The 18,406-nt window shown below is 67.3% G+C and carries 13 protein-coding genes; 2 read left to right on the top strand and 11 right to left on the bottom strand.

Annotation, left to right across the window (positions count from 1 at the left end; all coding sequences use genetic code 11):
* Window positions 1-88: 88 nt before the first annotated feature.
* Window positions 89-1,585, bottom strand: a complete 1,497-nt coding sequence (locus tag ACO6D6_RS09250; RefSeq protein ID WP_484784971.1) for a CoA-acylating methylmalonate-semialdehyde dehydrogenase — start codon at window positions 1,583-1,585, stop codon at window positions 89-91.
* A 344-nt stretch (window positions 1,586-1,929) separates the two neighbouring features.
* Between ACO6D6_RS09250 and ACO6D6_RS09245 the strand changes: the two genes are divergently transcribed.
* A complete protein-coding gene (locus ACO6D6_RS09245) occupies window positions 1,930-2,346 on the top strand; it encodes a hypothetical protein (protein ID WP_484784970.1) in 417 nt (138 codons plus the stop codon).
* 115 nt (window positions 2,347-2,461) lie between these two features.
* Entirely contained in the window at window positions 2,462-4,759 is a 2,298-nt protein-coding gene (locus tag ACO6D6_RS09240; protein WP_484784969.1) for a tetratricopeptide repeat protein, read from the top strand.
* 82 nt (window positions 4,760-4,841) lie between these two features.
* Here the strand turns inward: ACO6D6_RS09240 and ACO6D6_RS09235 are convergent, their stop codons facing one another.
* From ACO6D6_RS09235 to ACO6D6_RS09190, 10 genes are all read right to left on the bottom strand, one after another.
* The gene (locus tag ACO6D6_RS09235; RefSeq protein WP_484784968.1) at window positions 4,842-6,221 is read right to left on the bottom strand and encodes a DUF222 domain-containing protein; all 1,380 of its coding nucleotides are present in this window, start codon (window positions 6,219-6,221) and stop codon (window positions 4,842-4,844) included.
* 748 nt (window positions 6,222-6,969) lie between these two features.
* Window positions 6,970-7,635, bottom strand: coding sequence for a response regulator transcription factor (locus ACO6D6_RS09230; RefSeq protein ID WP_484784967.1), 666 nt, complete (start codon window positions 7,633-7,635; stop codon window positions 6,970-6,972).
* A 17-nt stretch (window positions 7,636-7,652) separates the two neighbouring features.
* A complete protein-coding gene (locus tag ACO6D6_RS09225) occupies window positions 7,653-9,119 on the bottom strand; it encodes a sensor histidine kinase (RefSeq protein ID WP_484784966.1) in 1,467 nt (488 codons plus the stop codon).
* Between the two features lie 342 nt (window positions 9,120-9,461).
* Window positions 9,462-10,769 carry a UDP-glucose dehydrogenase family protein gene (locus ACO6D6_RS09220; RefSeq protein ID WP_484784965.1) on the bottom strand — a complete coding sequence of 436 codons (1,308 nt, stop codon included), beginning with the start codon at window positions 10,767-10,769 and terminating at the stop codon, window positions 9,462-9,464.
* Window positions 10,770-10,790: 21 nt separating this feature from the next.
* Window positions 10,791-11,795: a phosphotransferase gene (locus ACO6D6_RS09215; protein ID WP_484784964.1), complete on the bottom strand. Its 1,005-nt coding sequence runs from the start codon at window positions 11,793-11,795 to the stop codon at window positions 10,791-10,793.
* Window positions 11,792-12,982 carry a phosphotransferase gene (locus tag ACO6D6_RS09210; protein ID WP_484784963.1) on the bottom strand — a complete coding sequence of 397 codons (1,191 nt, stop codon included), beginning with the start codon at window positions 12,980-12,982 and terminating at the stop codon, window positions 11,792-11,794. Before ACO6D6_RS09210 ends, ACO6D6_RS09215 begins: the two co-directional genes overlap by 4 nt.
* Window positions 12,979-14,781: an ABC transporter ATP-binding protein gene (locus tag ACO6D6_RS09205; protein ID WP_484784962.1), complete on the bottom strand. Its 1,803-nt coding sequence runs from the start codon at window positions 14,779-14,781 to the stop codon at window positions 12,979-12,981. The genes ACO6D6_RS09210 and ACO6D6_RS09205 overlap by 4 nt, the downstream gene beginning before the upstream one ends.
* Window positions 14,774-15,898 (bottom strand): glycosyltransferase family 4 protein, encoded by a 1,125-nt coding sequence (locus ACO6D6_RS09200; RefSeq protein ID WP_484784961.1) that lies wholly within the window; start codon window positions 15,896-15,898, stop codon window positions 14,774-14,776. Before ACO6D6_RS09200 ends, ACO6D6_RS09205 begins: the two co-directional genes overlap by 8 nt.
* Entirely contained in the window at window positions 15,898-17,088 is a 1,191-nt protein-coding gene (locus tag ACO6D6_RS09195) for a glycosyltransferase (RefSeq protein ID WP_484784960.1), read from the bottom strand. Before ACO6D6_RS09195 ends, ACO6D6_RS09200 begins: the two co-directional genes overlap by 1 nt.
* Entirely contained in the window at window positions 17,085-18,272 is a 1,188-nt protein-coding gene (locus tag ACO6D6_RS09190) for a glycosyltransferase family protein (RefSeq protein ID WP_484784959.1), read from the bottom strand. Before ACO6D6_RS09190 ends, ACO6D6_RS09195 begins: the two co-directional genes overlap by 4 nt.
* Between the last annotated feature and the right edge of the window lie 134 nt (window positions 18,273-18,406).

Genomic DNA, 18,406 nt, shown 5'->3' with positions numbered 1-18,406 from the left:
CGACCTGACGGTCGCCGGGGCAGGGGCTGGAAAGTTCGCCGGACCGTTCGCCACCGCTCACGGCCCAGCACCTCTCACGTGGGGCGGTTCACTCCTCGCGCTGGAAGCTCATCGTCGCGGCGTAGGCACCGGACTCCGAGGGCCACCGGGTGGTGATGGCCTTGGCGCGGGTGTAGAAGTGCACACCCTCGGGGCCGTGGATGTGGGTGTCGCCCAGCAGCGATTCCTTCCACCCGCCGAACGAGTAGTAGGCCACCGGGGTGGGGATGGGCACGTTGACGCCCACCATGCCGGCTTCGACGTCCAGCTGGAAACGCCGGGCGTAGCCGCCGTCGTTGGTGAAGATCGCCGCGCCGTTGCCGAACTCGCTGGCGTTGACGAGCTCGATGGCCTCCGCGTAGTTCTCGGCGTCGACGATGCACAGCACCGGACCGAAGATCTCCTCCTTGTAGGCGGGGGCGTCGAGCGGGACGTGGGTGAGGATGGTGGGGCCGAGCCAGAAGCCGTCCTCGTAGCCCTCGACCTTCAGGCCGCGCCCGTCGAGCACCACCTTCGCGCCGCGCTTTTCTGCGTCGTCGATGAGACCGACGATGCGGTCGCGGGCCTTGGCGGTGATGACCGGACCCATCTGGACGCCCTCGTCGAGGCCGAAACCGACCTTGATCTTCGCGCCGTTGGCGGCGACCAGTTCGGCGAGCTTGTCGGCGATACCACCGACGGCCACCACGACGGGCAGCGCCATGCAGCGTTCACCTGCCGCACCGAAGGCGGCGGCGGAGATGTGCTGGGCGGCGAATTCGAGGTCCGCGTCGGGCAGGACGATGGCGTGGTTGTTCGCACCCCCGAGGGCCTGGACGCGTTTGCCGTGGGCGACACCCGTGTCCTGGATGACGTGCGCCACCGGGGTGGAGCCGACGAAGGAGATGGCGTCGATCCCGGGATGGGTGAGGATGTCGGAGACCAGGTTGCGGTCACCGGCGAGGACGTTGAACACGCCGTCGGGCAGGCCGGCTTCCTTGTAGAGGCGGGCGATGATCAGCGATGCGGTGGGGGTCGGGGAGGCGGGTTTCAGGATGAAGGCGTTGCCGGTGGCCAAGGCGACGGGGTGCATCCACATCGGCACCATGACGGGGAAGTTGAAGGGGCAGATACCCGCGACCACGCCGACGGGCTGGCGGATGGTGTGGATGTCGACGCCGGTGGAGATGTCGAAGGAGTACTCGCCCTTCAACGCGACGTTGATGCCGCAGGCGAAGTCGAGGGTTTCGCGGCCGCGCTGGATCTCGCCGATGGCGTCGGAGTAGTCCTTGCCGTGCTCCTCGACGATCGCCTTGGCCAGCTCGTCCTGGTGGGCGAGCACCAGCTCGCGCATCTTGAACATGATGGCGGTGCGCTTGGCGAGGGAAACCTTGGCCCACTTCTTCTGGGCCGCCTTGGCGACGGCGACGGCGTGGTCGAGGTCGGCCGGGCTGGCCGACATCAACTCACCGACGACCTTGCCGGTGGCGGGGTTCTCGACGGGGATCATGTGGGAAGGCTGGCCCTCGTAGGGGGCGCCGTCGATCCAGTGGGTGATTGTGGTCATGTACCTCTCCCTGGTTTCTGGGACGTTCAGGCTGGTCCGGCGGATTGCTTCGTCCCCACCGGCAACAGTGCCGACTGCACCGCGTTCGGGTCCGTCCAGTCCGCTGGCCCGACGGCCGGAACCGCCGGGAGCTTTGTACATACAATAACTCCCTCGCGCGGGATGCGCCAGCCTGCCGCGATCGGAGCGGCCCGGGTGGGTCGGGGCCGGACGGGATCCCGCCGCGGGTCGTGAAAATTTGTATTGACAACCGGCGTGTGTTTTCATGAGAACTTCCTCATGAAGTTCTGCCCGATTCCTCATCCGCGTGGGGTTCACTTGAATCAAGCAGAAGGAGAAGCATGATGAAGTCGGAACGAACCCGCCTCACCCTCACCCTGGTGGGCATAGGCGCCGCAGGGCTGCTGACTGCGGGGCTGCTGTTCCAGCTCGCGCACCCGGCGGAACCCGAACTGAACTCACCGGCGATCGTCGTCTCCCCGCCCGCCCCGTCGGCCAGTCCCTCCCCCACCGAGCCTCCGATCCCCACGGAGGTCACCCCGGTGGACCCGGCGGGCCCCGCGGATCCGACCAGTTCCACGGCCCAAACCACCAGCAGGCCGGCCAACACGACCGTCCCCACCACGACCTCGAGGAAGACCGACCGGGACGACGACGATGACGACGACGACAGGAAGAGCACGAAAAGCACGAAAGCCGCGACAGCCAAACCGACCAAGAAGGACAGCGACGACGACGGCGACGACCGCGACGACGACTGATCGCTGAGCCCGGTTCGCCGGCCCCTGCCCCAGAGACCCACGTGGTCGCAGACAGGCTCCACGTCTCACCGGCCCCACTATCCTGTTGCCAGGGCAGCGCCGGGAGGAGCCAAGGATGTCGAAACGGTCCACGCGATCATCTGATCCTGGCACGTCGGTGTGGTGGCTGGTTCTGCCGCTCGCCGGGGCCATCGTGGGCGCCGTAATCCCCCTCCTCAGCCCCCTCGGCGGGGTGTGGAGCGTGCTCGGTTCACTTCTGGGGGCCTTTGTGGGCGTTGTCGCGGATTTCACACCACAGGTTAGGGACTGGATCTCGACACGGGCGCGCAACAAATGGATCGCCGAGGTGTCTGGGGATTCCGGCCCGATCGGCAAGGCACACCTGGATTCGCTGCGCATTCACAGGTCTGACAGGGAGGTCGATGACTACGTCCGCCGCGATGTGCACGACAAGCTTCACGATTTTCTGAAAGACCGCACCCCCGTCCTGGTGGAGGGCCCGTCGATGGCTGGCAAGACCCGCCTCGTGGTCCAGGTGCTCCGCGAGGAATGGCCCGACGCCCGCGTCCTGTTTCCCAAGAGCGAAGACGACGTGGAGAAGCTGCTAAAAAATTGGCGAAGACCCGTTCGCGGCGCCATTATTTTCCTCGACGAACTGGAACGTTTCCTGGGTAAAGAGGAGTTCACTCTCGGGGTCCTGAACACGTGGATCGATGATTCCTGCACCGTGGTGGCCACCACGACCCGCATGAACTACACCAGATGGCGCGCAGAGCTGGACAGCAAGTTCCCCGGCTGGGAGATCGTCAACAGATTCCACCCGCTCCCCCTCGAAGCCAAGCTGTCCGACGACGAGCTGGATGCGGTGGGAAGCACGAGCTACGCCGGGGATCTGGCATCCATTCAGCAGCTCGGGCTTGGCCGCGTGCTCGGCAGGGCCGAGGACATACGCCGACGGTTCACGTCGGCGCTCGACAGCCACCAGGGGCGGGCCGGTCTGGTGAAGGCCGCAGCGGACTGGAGCCGCGTCGGCCTGGGGTCCGCGAGCAAAGAGGCCCTCCTCACGCTGGCGAAAGCCTACGACGACGATCTCTGGGAGGATCCCGACTGGGAGGCAGAGTGGTCCTGGGTGATCGGCGAAACCGCCACTGATGCGCCCCTCGTGCTACGAACCGGCAAGGACTCCTGGGAAGCCCTGGACCTTATAGTGGAAGAGGCGGACTGGCCCCTGACCAACACCACACTGACGACCATGGCCACCTGCCCACACACAGCATTCCAAGCTCTGGTCCTGATTTTTGAAATGCACTCCAGGAACCTGCTGACAGGGGATACGGTGACGGAGAACCTCGTGCAGGAAGTGGAATACCTGCTACAAAAAATCTCTTCCAGAAATCCTACTGATGCCGACTTCCTCGGCAGCTACGCCATCTTCCTCACAGATATTCGCCACAACCACGACCGCGCTGAGGAACTCTACAAACAAGCCATCAAAGCCGACCCCAAAAACGCCACCAACCTCGGCAGCTACGCCAACTTCCTCAAAAACATTCGCCACAACCACGACCACGCCGAGGAACTCTACAAACAAGCCATCGAAACCGACCCCAGCAATGCCAAAAACCTAGGCAACTACGCCAACTTCCTCACAGGCATTCGTCACAACCACGACCACGCCGAAGAGCTCTACGCACAAGCCCTCGCTATCGACCCCAACAACGCCAGCACCCTCGACACCTACGCTGTCTTCCTCACCACTATTCGCCACAACTATAACCAAGCAGAAAAACTTTATAAACAAGCCATCAAAGTCGACCTTAACGACGGTTACAGCCTCTGCTACTACGCTAACTTCCTCACATACATTCGCCACGACCACGACCAAGCAGAAAAACTCTACGAACAAGCCATCACCATCAGCCCAAACAAGGCCAGCATCCTCTACACCTACGCTATTTTTCTAACCACTATTCGCCACGACCACAACCAAGCAGAAAAACTCTACACACAAGCCCTCACCATCGATCCCAACAACGCAATCGCCCTCGGGAATTATTCTCAACTTCTATTCGCGACGGGGCGGGATGAGAAGGGGGTGGAGTTTGCCGAGCGCGCGTTGAAACTTGCCGAGCGGGGTGAAGAAGCGCTGTGTGCGGAGTGTCACTTCTGTTTGTTCATGCACTCCCCGCGGCACCGGATCGCGTCGGGGCGGGCGCTCAAGGCCCTCTTGGCCGCCGGAGTCACGACCGGCGACTGGTCGTTCGAGGAAAACCTGGAACGCCTCAGACAGGAGGAAGACCCCCGCTACGAGCTCGCCCGGGCGGTCGCCGAGGCGCTGCGGACCGGCGATGCGAGCGCGCTGGACGATTTCGAGGAATGGCGCGACCTCGATCTCCCGGACCGGGAGGAATAGCTCGGGCGATTTCGGCACGGGCATTCACCCAGGGGATCACGCCCGGCTCAACCGGCTTCACGCGGGCAGCCCGGGACGCCGGTCAGGTGGCGAGAACCCATGCCGCGGTGGCCCAGGCCTCGGTTTCCAGCGACCGCTCCGCCTCGGGTGGGGGCGGTTCCTCCCAGCCGGGCGGGGGTTCGGGATCCCGGGGCCGGGGCGGCGGGGATGCGATGCGGATGGTTCCCTGCGCGGTGACCAGGTACTGGTATCCGGCCGGGGAACTCCAGTGGAAGATGCCCGGTTCGGGTTGGGTCAGGTGCCAGCCGCCGTGGGTTTTCACCCGGTGTGTGAATCTCGACAACGGCCCGAGGTTTCCCCACCTGGTCTGGCCCGGGCCGCCGTCGTCGGCGTAGGGGACGGTGTGATCCAGGTCGCAGCTCCGTGACGGCGTCGCCCCGTAGGGGAACACGTCGTGCGGCATGAGGGATTCGACCGCCGTGCGCAGCGACACGGAAGGACGGTGCGGGGTCTCGGGGCTGATGGCCCAGGGATCCACGACGGGCCGAACCGTCACCCGCGAACCGGCCAGGAACTCAGGAAGCCGCGCGGTCAGGAGAGCACCCCAGCGCTCCACCACGGCGGCACCCGATGCGACAGGACTCGAACCTGCGATCCCGCCGGCCTCCTCCGTCGGCTCCACGAGCCCGAGGGCGGGATCAGTGGCGTTCACGTGCACCACCACGGTGGCCGCGGGCAGCGCGTCCTGGCCGCTCACCCGCCGGGCCAGAACACCGACCGCGGCGGCGCGCCGCTGCCGCAGGTCACCCTCCTCGGCGGGCAGGGTCCGGGCGACGGCGGTGAGGGCGTGATCGAACGCAACACCGTCGGCGGCGTCCACGATGCCCCAGATCGTGCAGTGCCCGTCTGTGATCCCGGAGACCTCCACGTCCCGGCGGCGGCGTTCCGCCTCGGCCCGCTCCGCGGCGACCGCGGGATCGGCCTCCACGATCCACCGATCAATGTGCTTGAGGATCCGCTGCCACGACCAGACCTTCATCGCCCAGGCGAGCTGCCGATCCAGCCACTCCACCGCCTTCACACCCAGCACGGCGGCCCGGTTGGTGACGTCAACCACCTGCCACCACCGCAGCTCCCCACCCAGGAAGGCCTCCCACAGCCGCGGGAACCTGAAGCGCACATCCAGCACGTCGGCGATCCTCTGCAGCGCCGAACCGGTGGAGATCCCGAGGATCCCGGCGATCTCGGCGGCAAGGAACTCCCCCACCCCGGGGGTGCCCGCGTGACCGGGAAAGATCACGCGCTCCATGCCCTCGAACACCGCTTCCTGATCAACCTCGTAGAGTTCGGCGGCCTTCGCCACGGCCACCACCGCGGCGACCTCGGCGGCGCGGGCATGGCGATTCGCCTCATCAAGCGCGGCAAAGGCCTCCGCCACACACCCGGGAACCATCTCGAACATACATACGATTCTATCCAACCTCGCCCACAAATAGAAGACGTTTTCGATAACAGTTCGATAACTTCTTCGCAGGATTGGACTGCGGTCGCCGTGGTTTCGACACGACCAGCTCGCAGAGCGAGCAGGTCGGCTCTACCAGCTTCGGGGAGGACAAAGCCGGTTGAGCCGGACCGCGACAAAGGAGCAGTCCGAGTCGAAACCACCCCACACCCGGCAGCCAGAACCTGACCCCAACACCCCGGAAACCCGCAAGAGGTTTCGACACGACCCGCTCGCTGACGCTCGCAGATCGGCTCAACCAACTTCCACCCCCACAAGCCGGTTGAGCCGGACCGCGACGAAGGAGCAGCCCGAGTCGAAACCACCCCACACCCGAAAACCAGAACCCACCCCTAACACCCCGGAAACCCGCAAGAGGTTTCGACACGACCCACTCGCTGACGCTCGCAGATCGGCTCAACCAACTTCGGGGAGGACAAAGCCGGTTGAGCCGGACCGCGAGGAACGAGCAGCCCGAGTCGAAACCACCCCACACCCGAAAACCAGAACCCGACCAAGTTCCCCAAACATGCACAAGAGGTTTCGACACGACCCGCTCGCTGACGCTCGCAGGTCGGCTCAACCAGCTTGGGGATGAGATGGTTTCGATACGACCGGCTCTACCAGCTTGGGGATGAGATGGTTTCGATACGACCGGCTCAACCAACTTCGGGGAGGACGAAGCCGGTCGACTTTAGGGACGCTCCCCTCACACCAGGCGGTAGCCCATTCCCCGGACTGTTTCGAAGCGTTGTTTGCCCAGTTTGTTGCGCAGGTAGGAGACGTAGACGTCGACGATGTTCGAGCCGGGGTCGAAGTCGAAGCCCCAGACGTTGCTCAGGAGTTGTTCGCGGCTGAGTACCTGACCCGGGTTGCGCAGGAACACCTCCGCGAGGGTGAACTCTCGGGCCGACAGATCCACCCACTGGCCGTCGACCTGGGCGCGACGGGTGCGGTAGTCCAGTACCAGACCGCGATGTTCCAGGTAGTTGGCCGATGTTCTCGTGGGTTCGGGTTCGGTCCTGAGCCGCAGCCGGATCCGGGCCAGCAATTCCTCGAAGGAGAAGGGTTTCGGCATGTAATCGTCGGCGCCGCCCTCCAGCCCCGCCACCCGGTCGGCCACCGATGAGCGGGCCGTGAGCATGATCACCGGCGTCGCCACACCCTGCCCGCGGATGCGTTCCAGCACCTCGAACCCGTCGATGTCCGGCAGGCCGACGTCCAGGATGATCAATGAGAAGTTGCCATGCACCGCCAGCGTCGCCCCCATGTCACCGGAGGCCGTGGTCTCGGGTGTGAATCCTGCCGATTTCAACCCTTTGGCTATGAAACCGGCGATCCTCGGTTCGTCCTCAATGATCAATATGCTGCTCACTGCTGTTGTCTCCTGAGTCAGGGTACGCCCGCCGGGAGCGGCCCGATGGGCGACGAATAAGGGCTCGCAGGATTCACCGGAATCCGCAGCGTGAACACCGACCCGCCCTTCGGCACGGATTCGATGTCCAGGTGCCCGCCATGAGCTTCAACGATACTGTCGACGATGTTGAGTCCCAGCCCCGACCCCGGTGCCCGCTGCACCGCGGCCGTCGCCCGGACGAACCGTTCCCGCACCGCCTTGGTTTCCTCCGGTGTCATGCCGATGCCCTGATCGCGCACCCACAACAGCACCGATGTGTCCTCCACCCGCGACCCGATGCCGATCCGGGTTCCCTCGTCGGAATACTTGACGGCGTTGGCCGCGAGTTGGAGCCACGCCTGGGTGATCCGCGACGGATCCAGCACCGCCTGCACCATCGCGACGTTTTCCAGCTGCCAGTCGCGGTTCCCCAGCGCCTTCGACTTCACCAGCACCTGATCGGTCAGTTCGGCGACGTCGCAGCTGGTGAAGGTCACGAAATCACTCTCGGCGGCCTTCGCCAACGTGAGGAGGTCGTTGACGAGCCCACCCATGCGGTCGAGTTCCTCAATGGCGAGGTCGCGGGTCTGGATGACGTCGTCGGGGTCTTCGTGGTCGATCAGCTCCAGGTGCCCACGCACCACCGTGATGGGGGTACGCAGTTCGTGCCCGACGTCGTCGAGGAGCCGGCGCTGCCCCTCGACCGCGCCCTGCACCCGGTCCAGCATCCGGTTGACGGCCTTCGCCAGGGCGGTCAGGTCGTCACGGCCCCGCACCGGAACTCGGGTGGTGAGGTCGTGCTCGTCGATCTGGTCGGTGGCGGTCCGAAGCTCCCCGATCGGTCTCAGCAGCCTGCCGACGGTCAGCCACGTCGGGCCGATCAGCAACGCCACCGTCAGCACCGCCGCCACCGCGTAGAAAGCCATGGACCGCCGCAGCAGGGCCCCCGCCCGGTCCAGGTCGATGACGCGCAGCAGGGTGGCCTTGTGGTCGCCGATGTTGACGACGGCCACCAGCACCCTGTAGTCCCCCTTGGAGGTCCTGATGGGTTTGATGACGTTCTCATTTCCCGTGAGGTTGTCCCGGACGGCATCCAGGAGTTCGGGGTCGTCCTCGGGCCTGAGTTTCACGTCCTGGCTGGCGACCCACCGGAGCTCACCGTCGATGAAACCCGCCTCCCCCGAGTCAGGACTGATGACGCTGCGTTTCATGAAGGTTTTCAGCACGTTGGGGGCGGAGTTGAACAGTTCCTTGGTCGCCGGATCCACCCCATCGGTGGCATGCGCCCTAAGCTCCCCCTCCACCCGCCGCAGTTGGTTCTCGGTGGTGTCCTTGAGGTGCCGGCTCTGAAGGATCCCGACGATCACCCCGGAGAACGTCAGCGCGATCCCGGCCACCAACACGAGCGCGAACATGAATCGGGCGCGAATGGTCGATCCGCCGCGACGCAGAAACCTCCTCATTCCTCCATTCTTTCCCATGATCACCCTCTCCCACGCTCGCAGTCCTCTCTAAGCCGGTTGAGCCGGACCGCGATGAACCTTTCAAAGCCAGTTGAGCCGGACCGCGAGGAACGAGCGGCCCGAGTCGAAACCCCCGACAGCCGGTGAACAGAACCCGACCACAACACCCCGGACATGCGCAAGATGGTTTCGACACGACCGGCTCGCTGCGCGAGCAGGCCGGCTCAACCAGCTTCGGGGAGGACAAAGCCGGTTGAGCCGGGCCGCGGGGAACGAGTGTCATGTCTCAGGACATGGGAGACGGTTCTGAGACAGCACACTCGCAGATCGGCTCACCCAGTTTCACCTTCCCAGACCGTGGTAGGTCCAGCCCGACGCGCGCCAGCGGGCCGGGTCGAGGGCGTTGCGACCGTCGATGATGACGGGGCGTCGCACCAGGTTCGCCACCCTCGCGGGATCCAGCTGGACGTACTCGTCCCATTCGGTGAGCAGCAGCACCAGGTCGGCGTCTTGCAGGGCCCTTTGCGTGTCGGGTTCCGCGACGAGGTCCGGGTGCCGCCGAACGGCGGCGTCGAGGGCCTTGGGGTCGGTGATGCTCACCTGCGCGCCGAGCAGGTACAGGCGATGGGCGATGTCCAGGGCGGGCGAGTCGCGGATGTCGTCGCTGTTGGGTTTGAACGCCGCCCCGAGCACGGTGATCCTCGCCCCGGGAAGCTGGTCGCCGAGGCTGCGCAGGGCCAGGTCCACCACCCGGTCGCGGCGGCGCTGGTTGATGGCGTCGACCTCTCGGAGGAAGGAGACGGCGTCGTGGACGCCGAGTTCCTGGGCACGGGCGACGAAGGCGCGGATGTCCTTGGGCAGGCAGCCGCCGCCGAACCCGACCCCGGCCCCCAGGAACCGTCGGCCGATGCGGTCGTCGTGTCCGAGGGCGTCCGCCAGGGCGGTGACATCGCCGCCGGTGGCCTCGCACAGTTCCGCCATCGCGTTGATGAAACTGATCTTGGTGGCCAGGAACGAGTTGGCGGCCACCTTCACCAGCTCCGCGGTCACGTAGTCGGTGACGATCTGCGGGATACCGTCAGCCAGCAGCTGGGCGTAGGCCTCGTCGAGCCGGGCGCGCCCCAGCTCCGCATGCGCGGGGTCGGCGGGCAGGCCGTAGACGATGCGGTCGGGGTGGAGGGTGTCGGCGACGGCGAAACCCTCGCGCAGGAACTCGGGATTCCACACCAGGGCGATGTCCCGGACCGCCAACTGGTCCGCCAGGCGCGCGGCGGTGCCGACGGGGACGGTGGACTTGCCCACCACCACCGATCCGGGTGCCGCCCCGGCCAGCAGGGTGGCGATGGCGGAGTCGACATAACTGAGGTCCGCGGCCCCGGTCTCGGATTGGGGGGTACCGACGGCGATGAAGTGCAGGTCCACATCGGCCAGGTCGTCGCCGGGGGTGGTGGTGAACCGCAGCCTCCCGGTTTCCAGGACCCGGGTGAGCAGTTCCTCGAAACCGGGTTCGTAGAACGGGGACCGGCCCGCGGACAGCGCCGCGACCTTTGCCTCGTCGACGTCGATGCCGAGCACGTCGTGTCCGAGTTCGGCCATGCAGGCGGCGTGGACGGCTCCCAGGTATCCACAACCGATAACCGATATCTTCATCAATTTCTCCTATTCACGAGTTCACGAGGGGGTGGGACCGGAGACCGCGAGGGTTTCCTCCACCCAGTTGGGCAGCCAACTGGCCGCCTTCGGCCGGAAGGCGTACACGAAGGCGAGCCGCAGCCGGGCGGCCCGGTGGTATGCGGCGATGCGGTCGGGGGTGGTGGGAAGTGCCCCGGCCAGGTCGCCCAGCAGCAGAGCGAGGATGCGGTCGCGTTCCTGCGCTCCGAGGCTCCCCTGGGCGTGTCGCAGTTCGACGTGGGCCCACAGGTTCCCCAGGTCCAGGGCGGCCTCGCCGCGGGCCGCGGTGTCGAGATCCAGCAGGCCGAGGGTGATTCCGTCCCACAGCAGCTGCTTGTCGTGGAGGTCGCGGTGGGTGAGCACGCGGGTGCCGTCGTCGCCGGTGGCGAGCAGCTGGCAGAGCTGCGTGGTCTCGGTTCCGAGCCGTCCCAGCAGTGACAACGCCCGATGTTCCCGGGCACGTTTGAACCATCGCCACAACACGTTGGCCTCGTCGAGGCCGGTGTGTTCCGGCAGCCCGGAGGGACGCGCGACCAGGCCGGGCCAGGCCTCGGCGAACCGCCGCCACCCGGGCAGCCCGTCGCCGCCGAGGTCGTGGAGGGTTCGACCGGGAAGGAGCGTCAACTCCACCCGCGAAGGCGAATGGGTCAGCACCCGGGCTGCGGCGATCCCGGAGCCGTCGCACAGTTCCGCGACCTGCGACGACTGCACCGCGACGGCGTTGGCCCGTCCCTTCCGGGTGAACTTGACGGCCCGGTCGCCGGTGAGCATCACGGCACGACGGTGAAGCCGGTGCACCACGAGCCCGCCCACGAAATCCGGGGTCAGCTCCGGGAGTTTCGAATCGGAGGCGTAGCCGGTGATCCACACCTCTCCTGCCGGACTGACCGATCCGGCGCGGAGTTTGCCCGCGGGGGCTGCCAGTTCGAAGGTGATCGAACCGTCGTGCCCAGGCCAGGCACGCCGCACACCGCTGAGCGCACGAACCGTTGACAGGGCTTTCACTTCAAAACCTCCAGTATCCGATCGAGATTCGCCGAGATTTCCTGCTCCCAGACGGGGGACGCGTGCCTCAGCGGGTCAGCGGCCCGCAGGATCAACGACGCCGCGACCGCCCGTCGCAGCTGGTCGCCGGGGGGCAGCTGGCCACCGCCGTCGCAGTAACCGTCCAGGAAGGCGTCGTCGTCCAGGACCGCGAGGAAGGACCCCAGGTCGACGGCGCGGGGGGCCAGGCAGGCCCGGTCGAAGTCGGTGAGCCACACCCTGTCGCCGGCGTGGGTGGTCAGCACCTGGTCGGGTGACAGGTCGCCGTGGGACAGCACCGGCGACGCGGAGGCGGCCCCGGGAAGTCGCTCGACCACCTGGCGCATCCGTTCCGCCAGGTCGGGGTTCAGCTCGTCGAGCAGGTCGGCGTGGGCCAGTCCCTGGGCCACCGGGTTGGGGACGCGGGTGGCGAGCGGGCGGGCCAGGTCGTCGGGGAGCCCGGCGGCGTGGAGCCGGGCGAGCATCGTCCCTGCGGCGCGGATGGGGCCGCGGTCAGCCCCGGGATGGTTTCGACACGGGCCGCTCGCTTCGCTCGCAGCCCGGCTCAACCAACTTCCATCAGAATCACTCGCGCCCCGGCTCGGCCGGTTTTCATCGAGGAATTCGAAGAGGTCCAGGTCGCCTGTGAAGGTGTGGACGCTGACGCCCTCCAGGGCTCCGTCGTCGAGACGGCGGGGGGCCTCGACCACCCCCGCCAAGAAACGGTCGAAGGCCACCCCCCTGTCCCGACTGGTCGCGACCCGCACCACGCGCATCCCGTCACGCACCACCACCCTGCGCAGCGGGTTGTAGCGCAGCACCCGCGAGGCCTCCCAGCCCCCGAGCTCCGCGGACGCGGTGGCGATGCGTTTCAGCAGTTTCGGGTCGGCGGGCAGCGGGCCGGTTTGCACCAGCAGCTCCCCGAGTTCGTGTTCGGTGGTTTCCAGGCCCAGTTCACCGGCTTTCCTGCGGGTCTGGGCGGCCTTGTTGTGGCTGACGGGCCACAGGAGACGCAGCCAGCCGACCGGGTGGCCGTCGGGGTCGTCGAGGCCGACGACCAGCGAGGTGCGGGGTTTGATCCGCAGCCGGGCGGCCCGGACAGGACGTCCTGCCTGCTCGCTGAGCCAGCTGGTGTCGAGGACACGGGTGACGAGTTTTTTGGTTTTCACTGCGGGCTCCCTACCTTGATGGAGTCCATGTCGCGACCGCTGGCCTCCACCCAGGCCCGGAACACTTCGCTGTTGGCGATGAGTTCCTCCGGGGTGGCGTCGAGCCGGATGCGGCCATCCTCGAGCCACACCACCCGCGTCGCCCTGAGCGCCACCTCGGCGTCGTGGGTGATGGCCAGGGTGGTACGGCCCGCGGCGAGACGGTCGATGGCGTCCAGCACCAGGCTCGCCGCCTCGGGGTCGAGACCGGTGGTGGCTTCGTCGAGCACCACGACGGGGGAGCGTCGCAGCAGCGCCCGGGCGATCGCGATCCGCTGCCGCTGACCGCCGGAGAGGGTGCCGCCGCGTTCTCCCACGACGGTGTCGTAACCGTCGGGTTGTTCCATGATGAAGTCGTGGGCGTTGGCGGCGCGGGCGGCATCCTCCACCTCCGCGTCGGTGGCGTCCGCGCGGCCCATGCGAATGTTCTCGCGGATGGTGCCGGTGAACAGCACCGCCTCCTGGTGCAGCAGGGAGATGCTGGCGCGCAGCTGGGTCAGGTCGAGGTCGGTCAGACGGTGCCCGTCGAGCCGCACGCACCCGGTCACCGGGTCGATGGCCCGCACCAGCAGCGACACGAGGGTGGACTTGCCCGCCCCGGACGGCCCGATGATCGCGATCCGTTCGCCGGGCTGGATGTCCAGGCTGAGGCCGTGCAGCACCTCGACGCCGTCGTACTCGGTGACGACCTGGTCGAACTGCACCGCACCCAACACGGCGCTGGGCCGCACCGGCTCATCGGGGGTGGCGACGTCGGGGGTGATCTCCATCAGGTCGGCGACCCGCTCCCCCGACGCGCTGGCCCGGGCGATACGGCCCGTGTACTTGGCCATGTCGCGCAGCGGTTTCATGGTGGTGCGCAGATAGGTGATGAACAGCACCAGATCACCGGGGCTCATCGCGCCCTGCATCACCCGCAGCCCGCCGCCGACCAGCACGATCGCGGTCGCCAGGCCGACGATGAAGTCGGTGGCACGCTCCAGCCTGGCGGCGTAGCGGCGCGACCGCACCCCTTCCCGCAGCGACGTGCGGTTCGCGGAGGTGAAGTTCTCCTCCACCATGTCTTCCAGCCCGTAGGCCTGCACCACACGGATCGAAGCGAGGGACTCCTGGGCGGTGTTGGCCAGATGCCCCTCACCCTTTCGGGTCTGGCGGGACGCGTCGGTGATCTTCCGCGAGGTCGGCCCCGAGGTCACCGCGAAGGCCACGACCGCCGCCAGCACGACGGTGGCGAGCAGCGGGTCGAGGAAGAACATCACAACGACCATCACCAGCAACGTCGCGACGTTGGCCATCAGCGGCATCCCTGCGGTGATCGCGACCTCCTGCATCCGCGCGACGTCACCGACTATCCGCTGCACGGTGTCGGCGCTGCGGTTGCGGGCGTGGAACTGCTGGGACAGGCCCTGGACGTGCCGGAACACGCGGGCCCGCAGCGACGTGGCGGCCCGGGAGCCGACCAGCGCGAAGCAGATGGTGGCCAGGTAGTTGCTGAGGGCACGCAACCCCACGATCAGCAGCAGCACAACACCGCACCCGATCAGCAGCTCGGCGCTCGCCGGCTGGTGGGAGACCTTCGCGCCCCGGAATGCCGTCACCGCATCGACGACGATCTTCAGGGGCCACGGCTCCAGCACCCGGAAGGCCACCTCCATCAGCAGCGCGATCACACCGAACAGGATGAGCGCGCGATGCGGGGCGACGTCGGGCGCGACCAGCTTCAAGCTGCGCCGCATCGAAGGTTTGTTGCGATCAGCCATCGGCCCTCCCGGCCAGGTCAAGAATGTGGTCGACGGCACCGGCCCAGCTGTGTTTCTCCTCGGCCTGCACTCGCCCCTGCCATCCCAGTTTTCCGCGCAGAGCGGGGTCGGCGGCGAGGGTGTCGATGGCGGCGGCCAGCGCGGCCGGGTCGGAGGGCGGCACCAGGGTGCCCAGCTCACCGAGGATCTGCGGCAGCTGCCCGACCTCGGAGGCCACCACCGGCAGCCCGGCCGCCAGGTACTCGTAGACCTTCAGGGGTGAGAAGTACTGCTGCTGTTCGCCACCGAGATCGGGGTAGGGGGCCACGCCGATGGCGGATCCGGCGAGCTGCCCCGGCATTTCGGCGGGGGCGACTGCGCCGCGGAAGTCCACCTTGATCCCGAGGCCGGCGGCCTGCTCCTCCAGGGCGGCCCGTTCCGGTCCGTCGCCGATGATCCGCAGCTTCCAGGGTTGTTCGGCGAGGGCCGCGGCGGCCAGCAGATCGGTGACGCCGTGCCACGGTTTGAGGGTGCCGACGAAGGTCACCACCGGGTCGCCGACTTCCTCGGGCTGCGGGACGATGCGGTTGATGCTGACGCCGTTGGGGACGGTGTGGACGCGCTCCGAGCCGGTGCGTTCCCGCACCCAGTCGCGGACGGGATCGGAGACCGCGATGGTGGCGGTGGCGGCCGCCACCTGACGGGACAGCGCGTTCTCGGCGGCCTCCTCGTCGACGAGCACCCGATGGGTGCGCTGCTCCTCGATGAGGGGGGCGTTGACCTCCAGGATCCCGGCGACCCCGGTGGCGTCCACCACCTTGGACAGCACGGTGCTGAACAGCGAATAGCGTTCGTAGACCAGGTCGGCGCCGTCGGTGATGATACGTGCCGCGATCCAGGCGGATACCTCCTGCTGGGCACGTTCCCTGGCCTCGGGGTCGTTGGCCTCGATGCGGGTCTCGACCACCTCCAGGCCGGCCAGGTCGGCGGGGATGTCATCTCCGGCGCGGGTGGTGTGGACGGTGACGTCGTGTCCGCGGCGGATCAGTTCCCGCACCACCTCCTGGATGTGCACGGAGGCGCCTTTTGTGCCGAAAACGGGGATCCCGGGATCGACGGTGACGTATGCGATGCGCATCAGTTTCCTCCCTCCCATGTGGAGAGCGTGGCCGCCTGGCGGCGGCTGTTGAACTGTTCTTCGATGAGGGCCCGGGCGTTGCGGGCGAGGGTGACCACGGGCACCTGCCCGGAGGCCAGCTCGGCCAGGGACCGGGTCAGGGCAGCGACGTCGCCGGGCTCGATGAGGATACCGGTGAGGCCGTCGCGAACCACCTCGGGCAGGCCGCTGACGGAGGTCGCGACCACCGGGGTGCCGAGGGCCATGGCCTCCAGCACCACCGTCGGCAGGCCGTCGATGTTGCCGTCTTCGGCGGGAATGCAGGGAGCAGCGAAGACGTGGGAGCTGCGGATCAGCTCCGAGACCTCGTTCTGGGTGAGCGGCCCCACCAGGCGGGCGCGATCGCCCAGGCCGAAACGTTCGATGCGGGCGGCGAGATCGTCGTGCAGCTCACCGCTGCCCGCGATGTCCAGTTCGACGGGAATGTCGAGGGCCGCGACGGCGTCGATCAGGTCGGCGAAACCCTTCTTCGGGACGAGCCGCCCGACGGTGGCGATCCGCAGCGGAAGGCTGGGCTGGATCGGGTCGCGGTAGGGGAAACGTTCCAGTTCGAGGGCGTTGTACTGCAGGGAAATCCTCGCCCCGGTGTCCTTGAGGACCTCGTTCAGGTAGCGCTCGTTGAAACGGCTGATCGCGATCACCCGGTCGGCGTCGCCGCAGATCCGCCGCAGCCAGCCGCGGTCCACGGACTCGTGGTAGATGTCCTTGGCGTGCGTGGTGATGGTGTAGGGCACCCCCGTCAGCCGGGATGCGAGCCAAGCCATCCGGCCCGCCAGGGTTGCGAAGTGGGCGTGGAGGTGGTCGATGCCGTCGTTGATCACGGACGCGGCCAGGGAGATTCCCTGCGCAACCTCGTCGGCGGGCAGGTCGGCGATGCTGGGCGCGAGCTCGGCGAAACGGCGTCGCAGTTCCTCGTGGCTCAGGGAGTCGCTGAGCTGGAGCCAGAAATCGCTGGCCCTGGTGGGGCGCGGCACCCACGAGACCTGGGCGCGCACCCGCGCGATCTCGGGGTGGAAGCGGGCGTCGGTGGTGGGACGCAGCGCGTAGATGCTCAGGTCGTCGCCCTGGGCCTCGCGGGCCAGGATCTCGGTGACGATGAAGGTCTCGGAGAAGCGCGGGTAGACCTTGAGGACGTATCCGATGCGGGTCATGCCACAACCTGCCTTTCCACGTGGTCGGCGTCGCTGAGCAGGTCAGCGGCGAAATCAGCGGCGGCCGCCAGGCCGTCGAGGGCGATGTGGGAGCGGTCCACGCGGCGCGTCACGGCGTCGGCCACCCAGGCCCCGAGGGTTTCGGGGGTGACCTGCGGGGTGCGCATCACGTCGAGGGCGCGGGCGTCGCGGAGGGTCTCGGCGCGGATCAGCTGCTCCAGCCGCGGGACCTCGCGGGGCACGACCAGTGCCGGGGTCTCAGTGGCGAGGATCTCGCAGACGGTGTTGTAGCCGCCCATGGAGATCACGGCTGATGCCTCGGCGATCTGACTACCCAGGCCCGGCCAGGAGCGGTGCACCTGCGTGCCGGGGCCGGCCTGAGCGGCGATGGCCTCGAAGCTGTCGTCGTCGAGCTGCGGCCCGGTGACGACGATGTTCTCGTACCCTTCCGGGACCTGCATGGCGACGGCGGCGCGCAGCAGCTCGTGCCCGTCGGAACCGCCGCCCGCGGTGGTGAGCACGAACGGTTTGGGTTCGATCGGTTCGCCGTGGTCGCTGACGCGGCGGTCGTTGGCGAGGTAACCGGTGAAGCGGATGCGGTCGGCCAGGGCGGGCGGGGCCTCACCCGTGGCGATGGGGTCGTGGACGGCGGGGTCGCCGTAGACCCACACCTCGTCCACGAGGTCACGCAGCCGGTCGGGGTCGCCGAGGCGTTCCCACTCCGCGGCGGCGACACTGGGCTCGTCGAGAACTTCTCGCAGTCCGAGGACCACCCGCACGGACGGATGCTGTGTGCGCAACCACATGAGGGGTTCCCGCAGCTCGGCCCAGACACCGTAGATGTGGCGGTCGATGATGACCAGGTCGGGTTTGAAACCAAGCAGAGCGGCCTGCAGCAGCCGGGAGCGGAGTTTGATCAGGTCGCCGGTGGCGCCGGACAGGCTGCGCGGCTGGTAACCGTTGCGGCCCTTGGAAACGCCCGGGATGGTGACCCAGTCGAAGCCCTCGGGCAGGGGGAAGCGTGATGCGGGTGCCAGCCCGGTGACCAGGAGCCCCGCGACATCGGCGTCGAGGGCTCCTGGCAGGCGCCGGGCTAGGTTGTGCGCTATGGCCAGGTTGCGTCGCACATGCCCCAGGCCTTGGGAGTCATGGCTGTACAGCAGTACCCGGTAGGTTTCCGCCATGATCGTTGCCTTTCTCTCCAGTCCCGTTCCCCGAGACTGAGAAGAGCATCGCAACCGAAATGAAGCAAGCGATGAGGCTGACGTGAGAGCTTTCTCATGTTGTTGAAACCGCTCTCAACCAGCTGCCCGCCACC

The sequence above is a fragment of the Arachnia sp. genome (genome assembly GCF_057238465.1).
This window is presented reverse-complemented; position numbering and strand designations above follow the sequence as displayed.

What these genes read in the sequence shown, in the direction of transcription:
- ACO6D6_RS09205 (WP_484784962.1), bottom strand. Translation starts at nt 14,781, where the DNA reads ATGGCTGATCGCAACAAACCTTCGATGCGGCGCAGCTTGAAGCTGGTC.
- ACO6D6_RS09245 (WP_484784970.1), top strand. Translation starts at nt 1,930, where the DNA reads ATGAAGTCGGAACGAACCCGCCTCACCCTCACCCTGGTGGGCATAGGC.
- ACO6D6_RS09235 (WP_484784968.1), bottom strand. Translation starts at nt 6,221, where the DNA reads ATGTTCGAGATGGTTCCCGGGTGTGTGGCGGAGGCCTTTGCCGCGCTT.
- ACO6D6_RS09225 (WP_484784966.1), bottom strand. Translation starts at nt 9,119, where the DNA reads ATGAGGAGGTTTCTGCGTCGCGGCGGATCGACCATTCGCGCCCGATTC.
- ACO6D6_RS09220 (WP_484784965.1), bottom strand. Translation starts at nt 10,769, where the DNA reads ATGAAGATATCGGTTATCGGTTGTGGATACCTGGGAGCCGTCCACGCC.
- ACO6D6_RS09195 (WP_484784960.1), bottom strand. Translation starts at nt 17,088, where the DNA reads ATGACCCGCATCGGATACGTCCTCAAGGTCTACCCGCGCTTCTCCGAG.
- ACO6D6_RS09190 (WP_484784959.1), bottom strand. Translation starts at nt 18,272, where the DNA reads ATGGCGGAAACCTACCGGGTACTGCTGTACAGCCATGACTCCCAAGGC.
- ACO6D6_RS09200 (WP_484784961.1), bottom strand. Translation starts at nt 15,898, where the DNA reads ATGCGCATCGCATACGTCACCGTCGATCCCGGGATCCCCGTTTTCGGC.
- ACO6D6_RS09250 (WP_484784971.1), bottom strand. Translation starts at nt 1,585, where the DNA reads ATGACCACAATCACCCACTGGATCGACGGCGCCCCCTACGAGGGCCAG.
- ACO6D6_RS09240 (WP_484784969.1), top strand. Translation starts at nt 2,462, where the DNA reads ATGTCGAAACGGTCCACGCGATCATCTGATCCTGGCACGTCGGTGTGG.